We start from the raw sequence: 17,812 nt of genomic DNA on the forward strand, positions 1-17,812 counted from the left end.
GGGAGCAACACACCATGGCCATCTTCCTCACCAAGGACAGCAAGGTCCTCGTCCAGGGCATGACCGGGTCGGAGGGCACCAAGCACACCCGCCGGATGCTCGCCTCGGGCACCAACATCGTGGGCGGGGTCAACCCGCGCAAGGCCGGGCAGTCGGTGGACTTCGACGGCACCGAGGTGCCGGTGTTCGGCACCGTCGCCGACGCGATGGAGAAGACGGGTGCGGACGTCACCGTGATCTTCGTGCCGCCCAAGTTCACCAAGGACGCCGTGATCGAGGCGATCGACGCCGGGATCGGCCTGGCGGTGGTGATCACCGAGGGCGTGCCGGTGCACGACACCGCCGAGTTCTGGTCCTACGCCCAGTCCAAGGGCAACAAGACCCGCATCATCGGCCCCAACTGCCCGGGTCTGATCACCCCGGGCCAGTCGAACGCGGGCATCATCCCGGCGACCATCACCAAGCCGGGCCGGATCGGGCTGGTGTCCAAGTCCGGGACGCTGACCTACCAGATGATGTACGAGCTGGCCGACATCGGTTTCTCCTCAGCGGTGGGTATCGGCGGGGACCCGATCATCGGGACCACGCACATCGACGCGCTGGCGGCGTTCGAGGCCGACCCGGACACCGACGTGATCGTGATGATCGGTGAGATCGGCGGGGACGCCGAGGAGCGGGCGGCGGCGTTCATCCGGGAGAACGTGTCCAAGCCGGTGGTCGGGTACGTGGCGGGGTTCACCGCGCCCGAGGGCAAGACCATGGGGCACGCGGGCGCGATCGTGTCCGGTTCCTCGGGGACCGCGGCCGCGAAGAAGGAGGCGTTGGAGGCCGCCGGCGTCAAGGTCGGCAAAACCCCCAGCGAAACCGCAGGGCTCGTCCGGGCCACTCTGGCGGCCGCCGAAGACCGAGAGGAGGGGGACGGCTCCGCTGCGGCGGAGGCGCCCGCGACCGCATGACGGCGACGACCCTGAAACCCGGTACGGAGTGGGCGGCCCTGTACGCCCGCTGCCGCGAGATCGCCCCGGAGGCCTTCGGGCCCGACCGGGTGCACAACCGCTGGGGCGGCCGCTGGCGCGCCGACGGGCGGCCGCGCACCTCCTACTCCCCGGTGGACGGCACCGAGATCGCCGGGCCGCCCATGCTCGACACCTCCACCGCCGCCCGGGCCGTGGCGGCGGCCGCGATCGAGCACCGCGCCTGGACCCGCGTCCCTCTCGAGGAACGGCGCTCCCGCGTCCGCGCCGCGGTCCGGTCCTGGAGCGAGCACCGGGACACCCTGGCCCTGGCGCTGGTCTGGGAGATCGGCAAGCCCTGGCGGCTGGCCCGCCAGGACGTCGACCGCGCCATCTCCGGTGTGGAGTGGTACCTGGACGAGATCGACGGGATGCTGGACGGGAGGCGGCCGCTGGAGGGGCCCGTCAGCAACATCGCCAGCTGGAACTACCCCATGAGCGTCCTGGCGCACGCCATGTGCGTGCAGGCCCTCGCGGGCAACGGGGTGATCGCCAAGACGCCGACCGACGGCGGGCTCGTGTGCCTCACCCTCGCCGTCGCCCTGGCGGTGGCGGAGGGCCTCCCGTTCACCCTGGTCGGCGGGGGCGGCAGAGACCTCTCCCCGGCACTGGTCCGCAGCCCGGAGATCGGCTGCGTGTCCTTCGTCGGCGGCCGCGACACCGGCGGCCGGGTCGCCGCCGACCTGGCGGACCTGGACCGGCCCCACATCCTGGAACAGGAGGGGCTGAACTGCTGGGGGGTCTGGGAGTACGACGACTGGGACACCCTCTCCGGCCAGATCCGCAAGACCTTCGACTACGCCAAGCAGCGCTGCACGGCCTACCCCCGGTTCGTGGTGCAGAGGACCCGCTTCGCCGACTTTCTCCAGGCGTACCTGGCCGCGGCGGCGGGGGTGCGGTTCGGCCACCCGCTCGCGGTCGCCGACCCCGGGGACGACCTGCCCGAACTCGACTTCGGGCCGCTGATCAACGCGGCCAAGGCCAAGGAGCTCAACGACCGGGTGGCGGAGGCCGTCGCGGGCGGGGCGGTGCCCCTGTACCGCGGGTCCCTGTCCGACGCCCTGCTGCTCCCCGGCCAGAACACCGACGCCTACATGGCGCCCGTGGCCCTGCTGGAGCCGCCGAGGTCCTCCCCGCTCTTCCACGCCGAGCCCTTCGGGCCGGTCGACTCGGTCGTGCTGGTCGACACCGAGGCCGAGCTCATGGCGGCGATGAACGCCAGCAACGGCGCCCTGGTCGCCACGCTCTCCTGCGACGACACCGACACGGCCGCACGCCTGGCGGCCGGTGTGCGGGCCTTCAAGGTCGGCGTCAACCGCCCCCGCTCGCGCGGCGACCGCGACGAGCTGTTCGGCGGCCTGGGCGACTCCTGGCGGGGGGCCTTCGTCGGGGGCGGGCTCCTCGTGCACGCGGTCACCCGGGGGCCCGCAGACGAGCGGCCGCCCGGCAACTTCCCGCACTACACGCTCCGTCCCCGGGGATGGGAGGGCGCCGTCCACTAGGGACTCCGGCCTCCGCCCGTCCCGGTCCGGCGCCCGCGCCGGCCGGGGCGGGCACCGGACCGGAACGGGCGGAGGGGCGGGGGCCCGGGGACGCGCCCCGGGCCCTGACGTGCCGCGAGGCCGCTCGAGCGTTCGAGCGGCCTCGCGGAGGTCCGGTATCGGCCCTGGGCGGTACGGGGGGCTGGAACGCACCGGCCAGGGCCGCGCCTACCGGTGCGGAGGGTGCGCAGCCCCTGGGGCCGCCGAGGGCGCGGTGAGCGCCCTCTCCAGGAGAACGCGGTCCCTTCCGCTGTAGACGTTCATGGAACTGCCGCGCAGGAAGCCGACGAGCGTCATGCCCGCCTCCGCGGCCAGTTCGACGGCGAGGGACGAGGGGGCCGAGACGGCGGCCATCATGGGGATGCCCGCCATCCACGCCTTCTGGACCAGCTCGAAGGAGGCGCGCCCGGACACCATGAGCACGGTTCCGCGCAGCGGGAGCCGCCCGGAGCGCAGCGCCCAGCCGACCAGCTTGTCCACCGCATTGTGCCGCCCCACGTCCTCGCGCAGGGCCAGCAGCTCGCCCTCGGCGGTGAACAGCCCGGCCGCGTGCAGCCCGCCGGTGCGGTCGAACACCCGCTGGGCCTCGCGCAGGCGGTCCGGGAGCCCGGTGAGGGTGGAGACGCCGACCCGCAGGCCGTCGTCGGCCACCGACCACCGCGCCTTGGTGCGCACGGCGTCCAGGCCGGCCTTGCCGCACAGCCCGCACGAGGACGTGGTGTAGAAGTTGCGCTCCAGCGAGGTGTCGGGGAGCGGCACCCCGGGGGCCAGGGACACGTCCAGCACGTTGTAGGTGTTGGACCCGTCCTCGGTGGCCCCGGCGCAGTAGCGGATGGCGGTGACCTGCGGGCCCTCGGACACCACCCCCTCGCCCACCAGGAACCCGGCGGCGAGGTCGAAGTCGTTCCCGGGGGTGCGCATGGTGACGCTCAGCGGGGAGCCGTCCAGCCTGATCTCCAGCGGCTCCTCCACGACCAGGGTGTCCACGCGTTCGCTTCCGACACCCTCCCTGATCCGGAGGACCTTCTCACGGGCGGTCACCCGTCCCATGCCCCACCACCGCCTTCCGGCGTCCGAGCCGTCTACTGGTCTACTCCTCCCGACATTCGATGTCGAGGGGACGAAGCGTCAAATCGGTGCGGAGGCCGGACCACTGCTCCGAGGGTCGGCCTCCGCCCGCGGGTCAGCCGTCGCCGCGCCGCTGCACGTGCTGGAAGCCGAACCTGCCCTTGATGCACAGGTTGCCGTGCGTCACCGGGTTGTCGTGCGGGGACGACACCTTGACGATCCGGTTGTCCTGCACGTGCAGGGTCACGTTGCACCCGACCCCGCAGTAGGTGCACACCGTGGTCGTCTCGGTCTGGCGCTCCTCGTCCCAGGTGCCGGCCTTGCGCATCTCGAACTCCGTGGTGAACGACAGCGCCCCGGTCGGACAGACCTCGATGCAGTTCCCGCAGTACACGCAGGCCGAATCGGGCAGCTCCACGTCGTGCTCGGTGGAGATGCGGGCGTCGAACCCGCGCCCGGCCACCCCGATCGCGAACGTGTTCTGCCACTGGTCGCCGCAGGCGTCCACGCACTTGTAGCACATGATGCACTTCGAGTAGTCGCGCACGTAGAGGTCGTTGTCCACCTTGGCGGGCTGCTCCACGGTCTCGGCCACCGAGCCGTCGCCGGGCCGGTGCTCGCCCGCGTGCCGGGCGTCGCGGACCCCGAGCGCGGCCGGTTCGGCCCGGGGGCCGAACCGGCCCGGGTCCGCCTCGTAGCGCTCCATCCATTCGGCGACCTCGGGCGTGGTAGACAGGTCCACCGACGAGCCCAGCAGCTCCAGGACCAGCTTGCGGCTGTGCCGCACCCGCTCGGAGTCGGTGGACACGCTCATCCCGGCCTCCAGCCTGCGGGAGCAGGCCGGGGCGAGGGTGCGGGCGTCCTCCACCTCCACCACGCACACCCGGCAGGCGTTGCGCGGTGTGAGCGTGTCGCCGTAGCAGAGCGTGGGCACCTCGGTCCCGGCCGCGGCGCAGGCCTCGAGCACGGTGGTGCCCTCCGGCACGCGGACGGCCTCGCCGTCGATGGTCGCGTCGATCAGCCTCTTGGGGGCGGGCAGGAGTACGGGGACGGTCATCGGGCCTCCTCGGTCGCAGCCCGGTCGCCCGGGGCTGGGGTTGCTGTGCCGCCGGGGGCGGGGTTCTCGGTCGCGGGGCCGTCCTCGGAGTACAGGCCCAGCCGGTCGATCGCGGATTCCACGGCGTTCCAGGCGGTCTGGCCCAGGCCGCAGATCGACGCGTCCCGCATCGCCCTCCCGACCTCGCGCAGCAGCGGGATCTCCTGGGCGGGGGAGGCCCCCGAGCGCAGCCGCAGCAGGGACTCCTCCTGCCGCACCGTGCCGACCCGGCAGGGGACGCACTGGCCGCAGGACTCGTCGCGGAAGAAGGCGGCCACGCGTGCCAGGATCGCGGGCAGGTCGGCGGTGTCGTCCAGGACCAGCACCACGCCCGAGCCCAGGGACGCCCCGGCGGCGCGCGCCCCCTCGAAGGTCAGCGGGATGTCCAGTTCGTCGGCCCGGACGAAGGTGCCGGCGGCCCCGCCCAGGAGCACGGCCCTGATCGAGCGCCCCTCGGGCGGCCCGCCCGCGGCCTCGATCAGGTCGCCCAGGGTCGCCCCGAAGGGCAGCTCGTACAGGCCGGGGCGGCGCACCCCGCCCGACAGGCAGAACAGCTTGGGGCCGGTGGACCCGGAGGTGCCCACGGCCGCGTACGCCGGTCCGCCCATCAGCAGCACGGGCAGGACGTTGACCAGGGTCTCCACGTTGTTCACGGTGGTCGGCTTGCCGAACAGGCCCTTCTCCACCGGGAACGGCGGTTTGGTGCGGGGCTCGCCGCGCTGGCCCTCGATGGAGCCGAAGATCGCGGTCTCCTCGCCGCAGATGTAGGCGCCCGCGCCGCGCCGGATCTCGATGTCGAAGGAGAAGCCCGACCCCATGATGTCGGTGCCGAGCAGCCCGCGCTCCCGGGCCAGCGATAGGGCGTTCTCCAGGTGCAGGAGGGCCCGGGGGTACTCGCCCCGGATGTAGAGGTAGCCGGTGCGCGCCCCGATCGCGTACCCGGCGATGGTCATGGCCTCGACCACGGAGAAGGGGTCGCCCTCCATGAGGACGCGGTCCTTGAAGGTCCCCGGCTCGCTCTCGTCGGCGTTGCACACCAGGTAGTGCGGGGTGTCCGGCTGCTGGGCGGTGGCGTTCCACTTGCGCCCGGTGGGGAAGGCCGCCCCGCCCCGGCCGACCAGGCCGGAGTCGGTGACCTCCCGGATCACCCCGGCGGGGCCGAGCCGCAGGGCCTCGCGCAGTGCGGCGTACCCGCCCGCGGAGCGGTAGTCGTCGAGGCTGAGCGGGTCCACGCGGCCGATCCGGCGCAGGAGGACGTGGTCGGGGGAGCCCGCGTCGGGGACGGCGTCCTCGGGGCGGGGCTCGGGGGAGGCCCCGGGCAGGGGCTCGGGGTGGAAGGTGGTGGGGTGGGCGGTCCCGGGGCCGTGGGGGCGGTGGCCGTTGGTCGGCTCCTCCCCGCGGGGCGCGCCCTCAGTGAGCGCGTCGAGCCCGTCGGGGGTGGCCGGGGCCGCGACCGCGTACCGGGCCGGCGCCCCGGCCTGGAGGGAGAGCGCCGCGGGGGCGCGCTCGCACATGCCCAGGCACGGGCTCTCGTGCCAGGTGACGGGGGGAGCGTCGGGGCCGGCGGCCTCCGAACCGGCTCCGGGAGGGCCCAGGCGCTCGGCCAGCCGGTCGCGCAGCGCGCCCGAGCCCGCCGCCGCGCAGGCGATGTCGGTGCACAGGTGCACGACCCGCCGGGGGCGCTCGTGCAGGGCGAACATCGCGTAGAAGGAGGCGACGGCGTAGGCCTCGGCCGGGGGGACGGTGAGTCTGCGGCAGATGTGGTTGAGCGCGCCCCGGCTGATCCAGCCCACCCGGTCGTTGACCGCGTGCAGGGCGGGCAGGAGCAGGTCGCGCCGGTCGCGGGCGGCGTGGCCGCCCCTGGCGTAGCGCAGGTCGGAGTCCCGGCGCGTCCCGCCCTCCCAGCCGGATTCGGGCGTGCCCAGGAGTGAGTCGACGGCGTCGCGTTCGGCTTCGGTGGCCGCCTCGTCCAGAAGTCGCAGGTCCACGCCCGGATCACCTCAATCGTGTAAGACAGATCACAGGATTCTGTATACAGAAGACAGTAGGATGGGAGTTCCGGATTGACAACCCTCGTCACCGATGCGAATCCGTCGGCGGAGGCGGTCGCTCCGGGCGTCCGGTCGAACGGACACGGGGTGGACCGTCCCGCCAGGGGGCTGGGAGACGGTCCACCCTTCGCCCTCCCGGGCTAGCGGAGCGCCCCGTCGGGGGCGTCCCTGCGCTCGGCCGGGGCCCGGGGGCCGAGGCGCTCGATCCGCACGGCGGCCGCCTTGTACTCGGCGGTCCCCGCGATGGGGTCGGTGGCGTCGATGGTCAGCAGCTGGGTGTCGACCTGGTGCGGGAAGTGGAAGGTCATGAACACCAGGCCCGGCCGCATGGACTCGGTGATCGAGGCCGGCACCAGGACCGAGCCGCGGCGGGAGGTCACACGGACCGTCTCGCCGTCCTCGATCCCGAGCTTGGCCGCGTCCTCCGGGGACAGGTCCAGCAGCTCACCGCGGCGCAGGGGCGAGGAGAACCCCCCGGTCTGCACCCCGGTGTTGTAGTCGTCCAGGCGGCGGCCGGTGGTGAGCCGGAACGGGAAGTCCTCGTCCAGCAGGTCCACCGGCGGCGAGTGGCCCACGATCCCGAACGGCGCGGGGTCGCCCCGCAGCGCCGGGTCCTTGGACCACAGCCGGGAGTGCAGGTAGCTCGGCTCCACGCTGTCCTCGGAGTAGCAGGGCCACTGGATGCCGTCCAGCTCGGCCAGGCGCGCGTAGGTCATGCCCCGGTGCATGGGGGACAGCGAGCGCACCTCGTCCCAGATCTCCTCCGCCGCCGGGCGCTCCCACCCGTGGCCGAGCCGGTTGGCCAGCTCGCACATGATCTCGATGTCGTCCCTGGCGCCCTCCGGCGGGTCCAGGGCCTTGCGCACCAGCTGGACGCGCCGCTCGCTGTTGGTGAAGGTGCCGTCCGACTCGCACCAGGCGGCGCTCGCGGGGAGCACGACGTCCGCCAGCTCGGCGGTGCGGGTGAGGAAGATGTCCTGCACCACCAGGTGGTCCAGGGCCTGGAGCCGGGCGGTGGTCTTGTGCGTCTCGGGCTCGGACTGCACGGGGTTCTCGCCGATGACGTAGAGGGTCTTGAGCTCGCCTTCCTCCATCGCCTCGAACATCTGGGTCAGGTTCAGGCCCTTGCGCCCCTGGATGGGGCGGCCCCAGGCGCGCTCGAACGGTGCCCGGACCTCGGGGTCCAGGATGTCCTGGAAGCCGACCAGCCGGTCGGGGATGGCGCCCATGTCGCCGCCGCCCTGCACGTTGTTCTGGCCGCGCAGCGGGTTGAGCCCGGAGCCGTACCTGCCGACGTGCCCGGTCAGCAGGGACAGGTTGATGAGCGCGCGCACGTTGTCGGTCGCGTTGTGGTGTTCGGTGATGCCGAGGGTCCAGCACAGCTGGGCGCGCTCGGCGCGGGCGTAGGTGTGGGCGAGCTCGCGGATGGCCTCGGCGGGCACGCCGGTCTCGGCGGAGGCCGCGGCGAGCGTCCATGGCTCCACCAGGGCGCGGTACTCGTCGATGCCGCTGGTGGCGCGCTCGATGAAGGACTCGTTGGCGAGCCCCGCGTGCAGGATCTCCCGGCCGATCGCGTGCGCCAGCGGGATGTCGGTGCCCACGTTGAGGCCGAGTCAGCGGTCGGCCCATTCGGCGGTGGGCGTCCGCCGGGGGTCCACGACGAAGAGCCGGGCCCCGTTGCGCACGCCCTTGAGCACGTGCTGGAAGAAGATCGGGTGCGCGAACCGCGGGTTGCCGCCCCAGATGACGATGAGGTCGGTGTCCTCGATCTCCGCGTAGGAGGAGGTGCCGCCGCCGGACCCGAAGGCGGCGGCCAGGCCCGCGACGCTGGGCGCGTGGCAGGTGCGGTTGCAGGAGTCGACGTTGTTGGTGCCGACGACGACGCGCGTGAACTTCTGCGCGATGAAGTTCATCTCGTTGGTGGCCCTGGCGCAGGAGAGCATGCCGAAGGAGTCGGGCCCGTGGCGTTCGATGCCCTGGCGGAACCCGGCCGCGGCGCGGTCCAGGGCCTCCTCCCAGGAGGCCGGGCGCAGCTCGCCGTGTTCGCGGACCAGGGGGGTGGTGAGGCGGTCATAGGGGGCTGAGAAGTCTTCGGAACGACGCATGTGGCCTCGCTTGGAGTTCGTGGCCTTGGAGAGAATACTGTATGCAATGTTGAAGGCCGCGGCAATGGGCGGTCCGGGGAAAGGGTGGTCCGGGAGGGGCCGCGGATGCCGGCTCCGGGGTCGGAGGGCTAGGCGGGGGCGGGCTCGGAGACCCTCTGGTTCAGGAGGCCGGCCACGGCGTCGACCGCGCGGAGGGTGGGCACGGGGGCGCCGGTGAGGTCGGCCAGCTCGACCACGGCGGACAGGATGACGTCCAGTTCCATGGGCCGGCCCCGTTCCAGGTCGTGCAGGGTGGAGGTCCGGTGGTCGCCGGTCCGCTCCGCGCCCGCGAGCCTGCGTTCGACCGAGATGTCGGGGTGCACGCCCAGCCGGGCGGCCACGTCCAGGGTCTCGTTCATCATGGTGCGGGCCATGTCCCGGGTCGAGCGGTGGCGGCAGATCTGCGCCATGGTCGAGCGGGTGAGCGCGCTGAGCGGGTTGAAGACGATGTTGCCCATCAGCTTCACCCAGATGTCCACGCGCAGGTCGGGCTCGACCGGGCACTTCAGCCCGCCGGCCACCATCGCCGCGGACAGGTCGCGGCAGCGCTGGGAGTCGGAGCGGTCGGGCTCGCCGATGGAGAACCGGGTGCCCTCGATGTGCCGGACCACCCCCGGCTCGACGATCTCGGTGGCCGCGTAGACCACGCAGCCGATGGCGCGCTCGACCGGGATCGCCCGGCTGACCGCGCCGCCCGGGTCCACGCTCTCGATCCTCCGGCCGGCGAACGGCCCGCCGATCCCGTGGAAGTACCACCAGGGGATGCCGTTCTGGGCGGCGACCACGGCGGTGGACGGCCCCAGGAGCGGGCGCAGCAGCGGGCCGGACGCGGCGTAGTGCTGGGCCTTGAGGCCGAGCAGGACGATGTCCACGGGGCCGACCTCGGCGGGGTCGTCCGTGGCGTGGGGGTGCGCGGTGAAGTCGCCGCGGGGGCTGAGCACCCGGACGCCCCGCTCGCGCAGGGCCCGCAGGTGCTCGTTGCGGGCTATGAGGTGGACATCGGCTCCGCCGCGGTGCAGTGCGGCGCCCGCGTAGGCGCCGATCGCTCCGGCGCCGAGGACGGCGATGCGCATGGGAACTCCTTCCATTTGCCATACTGTATACAGTATGCTTTGTGGCGATCGTCTCCTCACCTCGGCAGGGAGAGAAGGAATGCCCGACTCGGTCGCCCCGGAAACTTCTCTGGTTCTTCGTCTCCACGGCCGTCGGCGGGGCCACGCGCCGACACCCTGGCACCGCGCCCGCGAGCTGGCGCGCGAGGCCGGCGCCGGGGGCGCCACGCCCATGGAGGAGGTGCCGCTCTCCGCGGCCCTCGGCTCCACGCTCGGGGCCGACCTCGTCTCCGCGGTCGACGTCCCCGTCCTGGACAGCGCCGCCATGGACGGCTACGCCGTCTGCGGCGAGGGGCCCTGGACCGTCCTGGGCCGGGCACTGGCCGGACACCGCGGGCCCGTCGCCCGCCTCAACGCGGGGGAGGCGGTGGAGATAGCCACGGGTGCCATCGCTCCGGACGGCACCACCTCCGTCCTCCCCTACGAGCGCGCCACCCTGGCTCCGGCCGGGCCGGGAGGGACCGCCCCGGCGGCGGCCGCCGGAGACCGGGACGGCGCGCCGGGACCGGGGGGCGCGGGGCTCCTGAGCGGTGCGACCGAGCCGGGGGAGCACCTGCGCCTGCGGGGCGAGACCACCCCGGCCGGGACGGTGGTCGCACGCGCCGGGAGCCCCGTCACCCCCGCGCTCCTGGGCCTGGCCGCGGGCCTGGGGCGGGACGCCCTGCCGGTGCTCCGCCCCCGGGTCCGCGTCCTGGTCACCGGTGACGAGGTGGTGCGCGAGGGAGTCCCGCGCCCCGGGGCGGTGCGCGACGCGATCGGCCCGGTGCTGCCCGGGCTGGTGGCCTGGGCCGGGGGCGTGTGCGCGTCCCCGGAGCTGCTGGCGGACCGGCGGGAGGACCTGGAGTGGGCACTGGACGGGGCGTCGGGGACCGACCTCGTCGCGGTCTGCGGCTCCTCGTCGAAGGGCCCGGCCGACCACCTGCGCGCGGCGCTCACCGGCCTCGGCGCGCGGTTCGTGGTCGACGGGGTGGCCTGCCGCCCCGGCCACCCGCAGGCCCTGGCGGTCCTGCCCTCGGGGGCCGTGGTCGTGGGGCTGCCGGGCAACCCCGGCGCGGCCCTCGTCGCCGCCCTCACCCTGCTCGTCCCCGCGCTGAGCGGCCGGGCGGGCCGGCGCGACCCGGCCCACACCGGGCAGCGGGCCCGGCTCATCGGCGAGACCCGGCCCCACGCCTCCGACGTGCGGCTGGTGCCGGTGCGCGTGAGCCGCGACCTCGCCGTGGAGCTGCCCTCCAGCGGCTCCGCCGACCTGCGCGCGGCCGCCGTGGCCGACGCGTTCGCGGTCGTCCCGCCCGCCCGCACGCCGGGACTCGTCGAACTCGTCGGGACGCCCCGATGATCTGTGGACCCTCTGCACTTCGTAGACTGTCTACAGTGAACCCGACCACGCAGCCGGAATCTGGAGACACCTCATGTCCTCGCAGGGATTGAACGCCGTCGCAGGACGGATCCAGCGCCCGGTCCCGTTGCGGGAGTCCGTCTACGAGGCCATCCTCGACCTCATCACCACCCGTGCGCTCTCACCCGGCCAGCACCTGGTCGAGACCGAGCTGGCCGGGTCCCTCGGCGTGTCGCGCCAGCCGGTCCGCGAGGCCATGCAGCGGCTCAGCAACGAGGGCTGGGTGGACCTGCGGCCCGGCTACGGGGCGTTCGTGCACACGCCCACCGAGAGCGAGGCCGACCAGCTCCTGGCCGTCCGCGCGATGCTGGAGGCCGAGTCCGCCAGGCTCGCCGCCGAGCACGCCTCGCCCGAGCAGATCCGGCACCTGCGCGAGCTCGTCTCCGCCGGCCGGGCGGCCACCGAGCACGCGGACACCGAAGCCGTGGTCCAGGCCAACGCCGACTTCCACCGGGCCGTCACCGAGGCCTCCGGCAACCGGGTGCTGGCCGAACTGGCCGCCCAGGTGGACCGCCGGGTCCGCTGGTACTACGCGCCCGTCGCCGGCATCCGGGGCTCGGCCTCCTGGGACGAGCACGAGCAGCTGGTCGAGGTCATCGAGCAGGGCGACGCGGCCCGCGCCCGCCTGCTCATGAGCGAGCACACCGAGCGCACCCGCCGCACCTACCACGAAGAGGTCGACGGCGTCCGGCCCTGACCCCATGGGTTGGGCGTCCGGGCGGCCCGGAGGGCTCGGCGGGGGTCGTTCGCGTCTCCCCGGAACCTCCCGTCAGGCAGTGGGGGCGACCGTCTCCCACCACCCGCCCGGCCACTCCCGACCCTGTGCGGGTTCCCCGATCGCAGCCGGAAGAAGCGATCGTGCCGGAGCCCTCCCGGTGGCCGCGGACGGTGGCCACCGCCGTGTTCAACGCCGACGGCCTTGGAACGCCGCCCCGCGACTGGGGCGTCCACACCATCCACGTCTACACGCTCCGCATGTCCGCGCGGTTCAACGACCTGCACATCGCTACCGACTGCCCCGACAATGTCGCCCGGCGGATCAACACCCCTCGTGCTGACAGCACGTACAGGATCCCCGGGCTGCGCACCCTGTGCCACCGATTCGATCACACCACCCTTCGGCACCTGCCCACCCGCGCCTTCCTACTGGTCCGCTTCAACCACGAAGAAGGCTCACGGCTCGTGTGCGGCCGCCCCTGCCCCGACAGTGACCTCGACAAGGACATGCTCCCGGTCGACCATCCGATGGGACCCCAGGAGGCCAGCGAGCCGGCCGCCGTCCCGCCCATGAGCTCCGCGGCCCAGACCCTGTTGGCCGCCCTGCTCGTCCGGATGACGCTGCAGGCCCCTGACAGGACGTGGGCGACGGCGGGCTGGCACCACCCACCCCGTCACATCCCGAACGCTTTCCCCAACCAGAACGAGCTGGGCAAGGCCTTGTGGGGGCCAACGACCACTGGAGCCTGCGCTGGTACGGGTTCCCCAACCCCGAGTTCGTCGCTGCGGCCCTGACCGACCCGGTGATCGGGCTCGCCGGAGCCACGGTGGAGGAGGTCGGCAACGACTTCGTGGTGTCCTATGGCAGCGTCCGGCTGCGTCTGGTCGAGCACAACCGCCACATGCTCGGCTCCACACCGGCCGTGCTCCAAGCCCTCGAACGCCAGGAGAGGCACTCCTGGACTGGGATGCGACTACGCTCTACGCCCCGACCGGTACCACCGAATCCTGACCCAAGATGCCCTGCAAGGGACGGCCACACACGCGGCCGCCCCTTGCAAGGTGAGACCAACCGACGTGTACGCCACCTGCGCATCAGCCCCCTGTTCCGCCTGCGCCCAGGCAGGTCCTGGCCGCACATGCCCTCGAACGGAGAGATGTCTCGAAGGGATCTGGCCGTGCTGGTGTGGGAACGGCTGGACCTTGACCTGAGCTGTGGTGTTTCAGGAAGCGGCAGGTCCCTCGTCGTCGAGGGGCAGGTCCAAAGCGCGGAAGAGGTCGCGGCGCATCTGGTCACGGGGGCCGGCTTCGATCGTGATCCCCTCCGGAGGAAGCCCGGCGTGATGGAGCGCCAGTGACTGCTCGATCAGCGCGCGCTCGTGGCCCTCGTCGTCCTGTCGGCTGCCGGACTTGGCCATGGCGAGTACTCCGATTCGCTGCCACCACATTCGACTGCCCCTCACCCTAGACGTCGAAGCTTTTCTCCACAGCGTGATCACCCCACCGAGGGGAAGGCTTCGACCTGCTCCCACGAAGGGAAAAACCCTCACCAGTGCCGTAGCGCTACGGCGACGGACTGTCAGGTAAACGGCCTGAAGAGGCCACGAGCCCGCCCCGGTCGGGCCTCGATCAACCCGGTGGTACCGAACAGGAGACCGACGTTCCCGGAGGGTTCGTGTCGTGGCGCTGTGCCAGACTCTGCTCCGCGCCCGGAACAGCCGACTGGAAACGAGGGCCCTGTGACCTTGCGGATCGAACGCCACCGAGTCGACGAGAAAGCGATCGGGGAGGCCCTGGACGACTTCGCCGACCGGATCGGCCAGGACGTCAACGACCAGCAGCACAGCGGCCGGGACGGGTTCGGCTGGAAAATGATCGGCCGTGACCTGGTCACCTACGCCGCCGCCCGGTCCGCCACCGACCCGGAAGCAAAAGCCGACATCCGGGCCGCCCTGTACTCGGCCGCGGAGGCCTTCACCGGAGCGCTGCTGCTGGACGGAGCGCCCACCTCCGCCGAGGTCTCGGTCCACCTCACCTACACCGGGACCGGTGTCTCCTACCGGCACCTCGAAGAGTACGGAGAAAAACCCCAGGGCCAGCGGCCGATCGCTCCCGGCAGGTGGGCTCACGCACTGTACCTGTGCGTCATCTCCGGCCTGTGCGACGCCTACGAAGGCCCCCTCGTCCAGTTCGCCGCGGGCTTCACCGAGGATCAGGTGCTGCACCGAGCGCTCGCGTTCTACGTCTACCCGGGACTGGGCGCCGAGCGCGACCAGCTGACGGGGTACGTGGAGTCCGCGATGGCGCCCTTCTTCGCCTCCCTGGAAGAGGGGTCCCAGAAAGGCCTCCCCGACCTGGCCGCGGTCGACTTCGAACTGCTCTTCCTGCACGCCCTGATCAGCCGCAACGAGCAGCTGTTCTGGTCCCTCATGGCCATGCGGCTGGCGTGGCTCCGCGACAACCGCGACAGCGAGGACCTGGACGCACTGCTCCCGGTGGCCGAGCTCGCCTTCGCCGCCCTGGCGGTGCGGGTGGAGGGCTGGACGATGCCCTTCGACACCGACTACCTGCCCCGGCACCTCGTCCAGGGCGGCCGCGGCCTTCGAGTCGGTCCCTACGGTGCGGACAAGGACCCCGACGCGCTGCGCCTACTGGCCCAAGGGCCGATCGAGGTCGCCCACCCCGCCGAAGCCTCCACCCGTAACTGGACGATCGAGAAGCTCTTCAAACGCAACGACACCTGGATGGGAGAGGCCGCGCAGGCCGATACCTCCCGTTACAGGACTGCCGACGACCTGATGCGCTACGCCGACTTCGAGCAGCTCACCTTCGGCCGGTCCCTGTCCGTCGATCCCCAAGCCCGTCACCCCCGACAGCTCGCCGCGTTCACGCATGCCTCCCAGTTCACCGCGGCCGCCTTCGCCTGCACCGCAGCGGGTGGGGAGAGCGTCGAGGTGGCCCTGGGGGAGTCCACGGCCGTGCTGCGCACGTTCGGATCCCGCAACGGTGTGTCCGGGAACCGGCTCGTCACCGCAGTGGAGTACGCCCTGATCTCAGGGGCACCCGAACGTCTGGAGGCGCTGTTGGGCATGCCGGAGGAACTCTTCCCGCGCCCGGGCGGCCCGGGCACCTCCGTCTTTCTCCGCTACGGGGTCGCGCTGCTGACCTACCTGCGGTCCGCCCCGACCGGTCCCGGCGCGGTACCGGGCCCGCGTGTGCGCGAGGCTCTCGACGCGGCACTGGAAGCGCTGGCCGGCCACACCCGCCCCGGTTCCCCGCCGCCCCCGGTGATCGCGCTCTCCCAGCTGGTGGCCGAAGACCAGGAGGGTTTCAACCTGGCCCTGGCCGATGCCCTGGAGGCGTACCGGGACGCGTACTCCTTCGGGGAACAGGCCCGACGCTCGGACGGGCTGGTGGACCGGCGGTCACTGACCCTGGCCTGTCTGGCCCGGATGCGGGGCTGGGAGGTGCGCATCGACAGCGGCTACCTGCCCCAGGGGCTGCTCGACCGGGCCGGAGCCCTTTCCGTTCCCTGACCACGGAGACACGCACATGGCCCCGGCCATCCCTGCACATGCAGCGAACCCCGGTGAGCGGTTCCGCAGTATCGTCGACGTCCACACCATCCTGATCCGCGACGACGGGCGGATCCTGCTGCTTGAGCGCGGGCCCGGCCGGTACGGAGCCGGCCTCCTGCATCTGCCCAGCGGCCATCTGGAACCGGGGGAGCCCCTCCACCTAGGTGCCGCCCGGGAAACAGTGGAAGAGACCGGAGTGGTCATCGACCCCGCTGACCTGGAGATCGCCGCACTGGTCCACCACCGCCAAGACCCTTCCCACACCCGCGTCGGAGCCTTCTTCGCCTGCCGACGGTGGCGGGGAGAGCCCTACAACCGGGAACCGGACAAGTGCACCGGCCTGGTCTGGGCCGATCCGGTGGCACTGCCACAGGCGACCATCGACTACCCCGCCGCCGGCATCCGGGCCTGGACGGCAGGAGAGGGGTATGCGGCGCACGGCTGGTGACACTGCCAGCGCCGCTCCCGACCAACGAAGGTGAGGTCGTTTCGTGGGATCGAGACCGATGAACCCTCTCGCCCGATTCGAGACCTTGGCCAAACCCTGGTATCGCGTCATCGACCTTCACGACTCTGCCGCGGAAAGCAACGAGGAGCCCCTGAGGGTTCCCGGTTCGCAGATCATCGGTGGGGCCCGGGAACACCTGTACATCCAATGCGCTCAGGACAGCGCCAGGGTCCGTGTCCACCTTCGCATGTGGGACAGTGAGGCCGAGGCCGTGCATCCGGGCTGGTCCGAGCCGGAGCCCGGTGTGCTCGCCTGCCCGTCTGGAACTCTCTTGGTGGACCAGTGGACCGTCGGACCCGCAGCCGAGTGGGACCTGCCCAGGGCAGGCCTCCTTCACACACAGGTCAGGCAGAGGGGGAGACAGGACGCGATCAGGAAGATCGCAGAGCTTCGGGAAGCAGCCGACGAACGAGGGTTCACCGTCGAAGAGACAACAGCGCTCATGCGCGACCTGGACGGAACCGAGCAGTATCTCGTCGATCTATGGCCCGCATCCCAGGAGTCGTGATCTGATGCAGTCGGCCGGTGACAACGACTGCCGAGGAAATCGATATCTGATCACTGACACGGAGGTGCTCAATTCCAGGTCGCGCGCGCCGTGATTGTGTTCGTCCGTACCTGAAGACGTGTCCGGCATGTCGGCGGCCACCTTGGATCCCGTCGTCCACGAGGAAGGCTTGACGCCTTCCATGTTCGGTCCCACCCGGATCTGCTTTCCAACTACCAAATGCCCCTGGAAGAGCGAGGCCTTCTCCCCTTCTTCCGGTGTGGGCTACGTTGGGTGCATGGGCTTTTCCACGGCCATCGGGCTGTTTATTTTCGCGGCCTACACCTCGCCGATATTCGCGGCCATCATCGGTCTGCTCGGACTGGTGCGCCGAATGCGTGGATCCCCCTGGAAGCCCGCATTGGCGCAGAGCGTGTTCGACGTATCGGCCATAGCGAGCCTGGTGCCGGTCGTGATCGTCACCCTCATCAACCCCGGCGGCGTCGAATCGACCGTGCAACCGGTGCCCTTCACCGACATGTGGGCCATGGGAGTGACCCCGACCTCGCTGTACCAGAACCTCGGCAATGTGCTCGTGTTCGTGCCGTTCGGGGCCCTGCTTCCATTGGCGTTCGGCGGATACTTCGCCGGGCCGGGCCGCATCGTCGGAGTTGCCGCAGTGGTGTCGATCGGGATTGAGGCCCTGCAGTTCCTCTTGAACGTCGGGCGGGTCAGCTCGACCGACGATGTCATTGTGAACGTACTCGGAGCTTTGGCCGGCTGTGCGCTGACGTGGTACTGGTGGCGCCCTCCCAGGGCCGAAGGTTCATCCTTCTCCCGCGGGAGCACCACGGGCTCATCATCAACACGCCGCGGGGAGCAGGGGTAGGCCCTCGGGCCGCTGGCTGTGTGGCCGCAGTCGCTGTACGCCGTCATGTGCAGGATCAGGCCTCGGCGGAGGGTCCCGGAACCGACGCCGCCGAAGGTGGCGGTACCGCCGCAGATGGCCACGATGTGCCGGGGGTTCCAGGGTGCAGGCGGTGGGTCGATGACGGGAACGGCGCCCTGGCGCTGGAGGATGAGCGCACCGGACAGGTGTGG

The 17,812-nt window shown here is 71.9% G+C and carries 14 protein-coding genes and 1 pseudogene; 9 read left to right on the plus strand and 6 right to left on the minus strand.

The annotated features are described in order from the left end of the window. Positions 1-14: 14 nt before the first annotated feature. Positions 15-956 carry a succinate--CoA ligase subunit alpha gene (gene sucD / locus K1J57_RS22100; RefSeq protein WP_255646495.1) on the plus strand — a complete coding sequence of 314 codons (942 nt, stop codon included), beginning with the start codon at positions 15-17 and terminating at the stop codon, positions 954-956. After that, positions 953-2,515 (plus strand): aldehyde dehydrogenase family protein, encoded by a 1,563-nt coding sequence (locus tag K1J57_RS22105; protein WP_220560513.1) that lies wholly within the window; start codon positions 953-955, stop codon positions 2,513-2,515. The genes sucD and K1J57_RS22105 overlap by 4 nt, the downstream gene beginning before the upstream one ends. Before the next feature lie 207 nt (positions 2,516-2,722). Here K1J57_RS22105 and fdhD read toward each other — a convergent pair whose 3' ends face one another. The 5 genes and pseudogenes from fdhD to K1J57_RS22130 form a co-directional block, all read right to left on the minus strand. Next, positions 2,723-3,604, minus strand: a complete 882-nt coding sequence (gene fdhD / locus K1J57_RS22110) for a formate dehydrogenase accessory sulfurtransferase FdhD (protein ID WP_220560514.1) — start codon at positions 3,602-3,604, stop codon at positions 2,723-2,725. A 133-nt stretch (positions 3,605-3,737) separates the two neighbouring features. After that, positions 3,738-4,679, minus strand: a complete 942-nt coding sequence (locus K1J57_RS22115; protein WP_220560515.1) for a 2Fe-2S iron-sulfur cluster-binding protein — start codon at positions 4,677-4,679, stop codon at positions 3,738-3,740. Beyond that, positions 4,676-6,706 carry an NAD(P)H-dependent oxidoreductase subunit E gene (locus K1J57_RS22120; RefSeq protein ID WP_220560517.1) on the minus strand — a complete coding sequence of 677 codons (2,031 nt, stop codon included), beginning with the start codon at positions 6,704-6,706 and terminating at the stop codon, positions 4,676-4,678. The genes K1J57_RS22115 and K1J57_RS22120 overlap by 4 nt, the downstream gene beginning before the upstream one ends. Positions 6,707-6,909: 203 nt before the next feature. Beyond that, positions 6,910-8,874 (minus strand): annotated as a pseudogene (locus K1J57_RS22125) (molybdopterin oxidoreductase family protein). Positions 8,875-9,002: 128 nt separating this feature from the next. Continuing rightward, positions 9,003-9,986 (minus strand): 2-dehydropantoate 2-reductase, encoded by a 984-nt coding sequence (locus K1J57_RS22130; RefSeq protein ID WP_220560518.1) that lies wholly within the window; start codon positions 9,984-9,986, stop codon positions 9,003-9,005. A gap of 211 nt (positions 9,987-10,197) precedes the next feature. On the opposite strand from K1J57_RS22130, the gene K1J57_RS22135 reads away from it, so the two are divergent. From K1J57_RS22135 to K1J57_RS22145, 3 genes are all read left to right on the plus strand, one after another. Next, complete coding sequence (locus K1J57_RS22135; protein ID WP_370634687.1) at positions 10,198-11,361, plus strand: molybdopterin-binding protein; 1,164 nt, start codon at positions 10,198-10,200, stop codon at positions 11,359-11,361. 73 nt (positions 11,362-11,434) lie between these two features. Then, positions 11,435-12,118: a GntR family transcriptional regulator gene (locus K1J57_RS22140; RefSeq protein WP_220560520.1), complete on the plus strand. Its 684-nt coding sequence runs from the start codon at positions 11,435-11,437 to the stop codon at positions 12,116-12,118. Between the two features lie 203 nt (positions 12,119-12,321). Further along, complete coding sequence (locus K1J57_RS22145; protein ID WP_220560521.1) at positions 12,322-12,933, plus strand: hypothetical protein; 612 nt, start codon at positions 12,322-12,324, stop codon at positions 12,931-12,933. A 428-nt stretch (positions 12,934-13,361) separates the two neighbouring features. Here K1J57_RS22145 and K1J57_RS22150 read toward each other — a convergent pair whose 3' ends face one another. After that, the gene (locus K1J57_RS22150; protein WP_220560522.1) at positions 13,362-13,556 is read right to left on the minus strand and encodes a hypothetical protein; all 195 of its coding nucleotides are present in this window, start codon (positions 13,554-13,556) and stop codon (positions 13,362-13,364) included. A gap of 321 nt (positions 13,557-13,877) precedes the next feature. On the opposite strand from K1J57_RS22150, the gene K1J57_RS22155 reads away from it, so the two are divergent. From K1J57_RS22155 to K1J57_RS22170, 4 genes are all read left to right on the plus strand, one after another. Next, positions 13,878-15,674 carry an immunity 49 family protein gene (locus K1J57_RS22155; RefSeq protein WP_220560523.1) on the plus strand — a complete coding sequence of 599 codons (1,797 nt, stop codon included), beginning with the start codon at positions 13,878-13,880 and terminating at the stop codon, positions 15,672-15,674. Between the two features lie 16 nt (positions 15,675-15,690). Then, positions 15,691-16,164, plus strand: coding sequence for an NUDIX domain-containing protein (locus K1J57_RS22160; RefSeq protein WP_220560524.1), 474 nt, complete (start codon positions 15,691-15,693; stop codon positions 16,162-16,164). Positions 16,165-16,222: 58 nt separating this feature from the next. Further along, positions 16,223-16,732 (plus strand): hypothetical protein, encoded by a 510-nt coding sequence (locus tag K1J57_RS22165; protein ID WP_220560525.1) that lies wholly within the window; start codon positions 16,223-16,225, stop codon positions 16,730-16,732. 127 nt (positions 16,733-16,859) lie between these two features. After that, on the plus strand, positions 16,860-17,600 hold the full coding sequence (locus tag K1J57_RS22170; protein ID WP_255647223.1) for a VanZ family protein: 741 nt from the start codon (positions 16,860-16,862) through the stop codon (positions 17,598-17,600). Positions 17,601-17,812: the final 212 nt, after the last annotated feature.

Origin of the sequence: Nocardiopsis sp. MT53 (assembly GCF_019598965.1) — a bacterium.
Lineage (GTDB): Bacteria > Actinomycetota > Actinomycetes > Streptosporangiales > Streptosporangiaceae > Nocardiopsis > Nocardiopsis changdeensis.

Excerpts from the sequence above, each read along its gene's own strand:
- sucD (WP_255646495.1), top strand. The coding sequence starts at position 15 with ATGGCCATCTTCCTCACCAAGGACAGCAAGGTCCTCGTCCAGGGCATG.
- K1J57_RS22105 (WP_220560513.1), top strand. The coding sequence starts at position 953 with ATGACGGCGACGACCCTGAAACCCGGTACGGAGTGGGCGGCCCTGTAC.
- fdhD (WP_220560514.1), bottom strand. The coding sequence starts at position 3,604 with ATGGGACGGGTGACCGCCCGTGAGAAGGTCCTCCGGATCAGGGAGGGT.
- K1J57_RS22115 (WP_220560515.1), bottom strand. The coding sequence starts at position 4,679 with ATGACCGTCCCCGTACTCCTGCCCGCCCCCAAGAGGCTGATCGACGCG.
- K1J57_RS22130 (WP_220560518.1), bottom strand. The coding sequence starts at position 9,986 with ATGCGCATCGCCGTCCTCGGCGCCGGAGCGATCGGCGCCTACGCGGGC.
- K1J57_RS22135 (WP_370634687.1), top strand. The coding sequence starts at position 10,198 with ATGGAGGAGGTGCCGCTCTCCGCGGCCCTCGGCTCCACGCTCGGGGCC.
- K1J57_RS22140 (WP_220560520.1), top strand. The coding sequence starts at position 11,435 with ATGTCCTCGCAGGGATTGAACGCCGTCGCAGGACGGATCCAGCGCCCG.
- K1J57_RS22150 (WP_220560522.1), bottom strand. The coding sequence starts at position 13,556 with ATGGCCAAGTCCGGCAGCCGACAGGACGACGAGGGCCACGAGCGCGCG.
- K1J57_RS22160 (WP_220560524.1), top strand. The coding sequence starts at position 15,691 with ATGGCCCCGGCCATCCCTGCACATGCAGCGAACCCCGGTGAGCGGTTC.
- K1J57_RS22165 (WP_220560525.1), top strand. The coding sequence starts at position 16,223 with ATGAACCCTCTCGCCCGATTCGAGACCTTGGCCAAACCCTGGTATCGC.
- K1J57_RS22170 (WP_255647223.1), top strand. The coding sequence starts at position 16,860 with ATGTCGGCGGCCACCTTGGATCCCGTCGTCCACGAGGAAGGCTTGACG.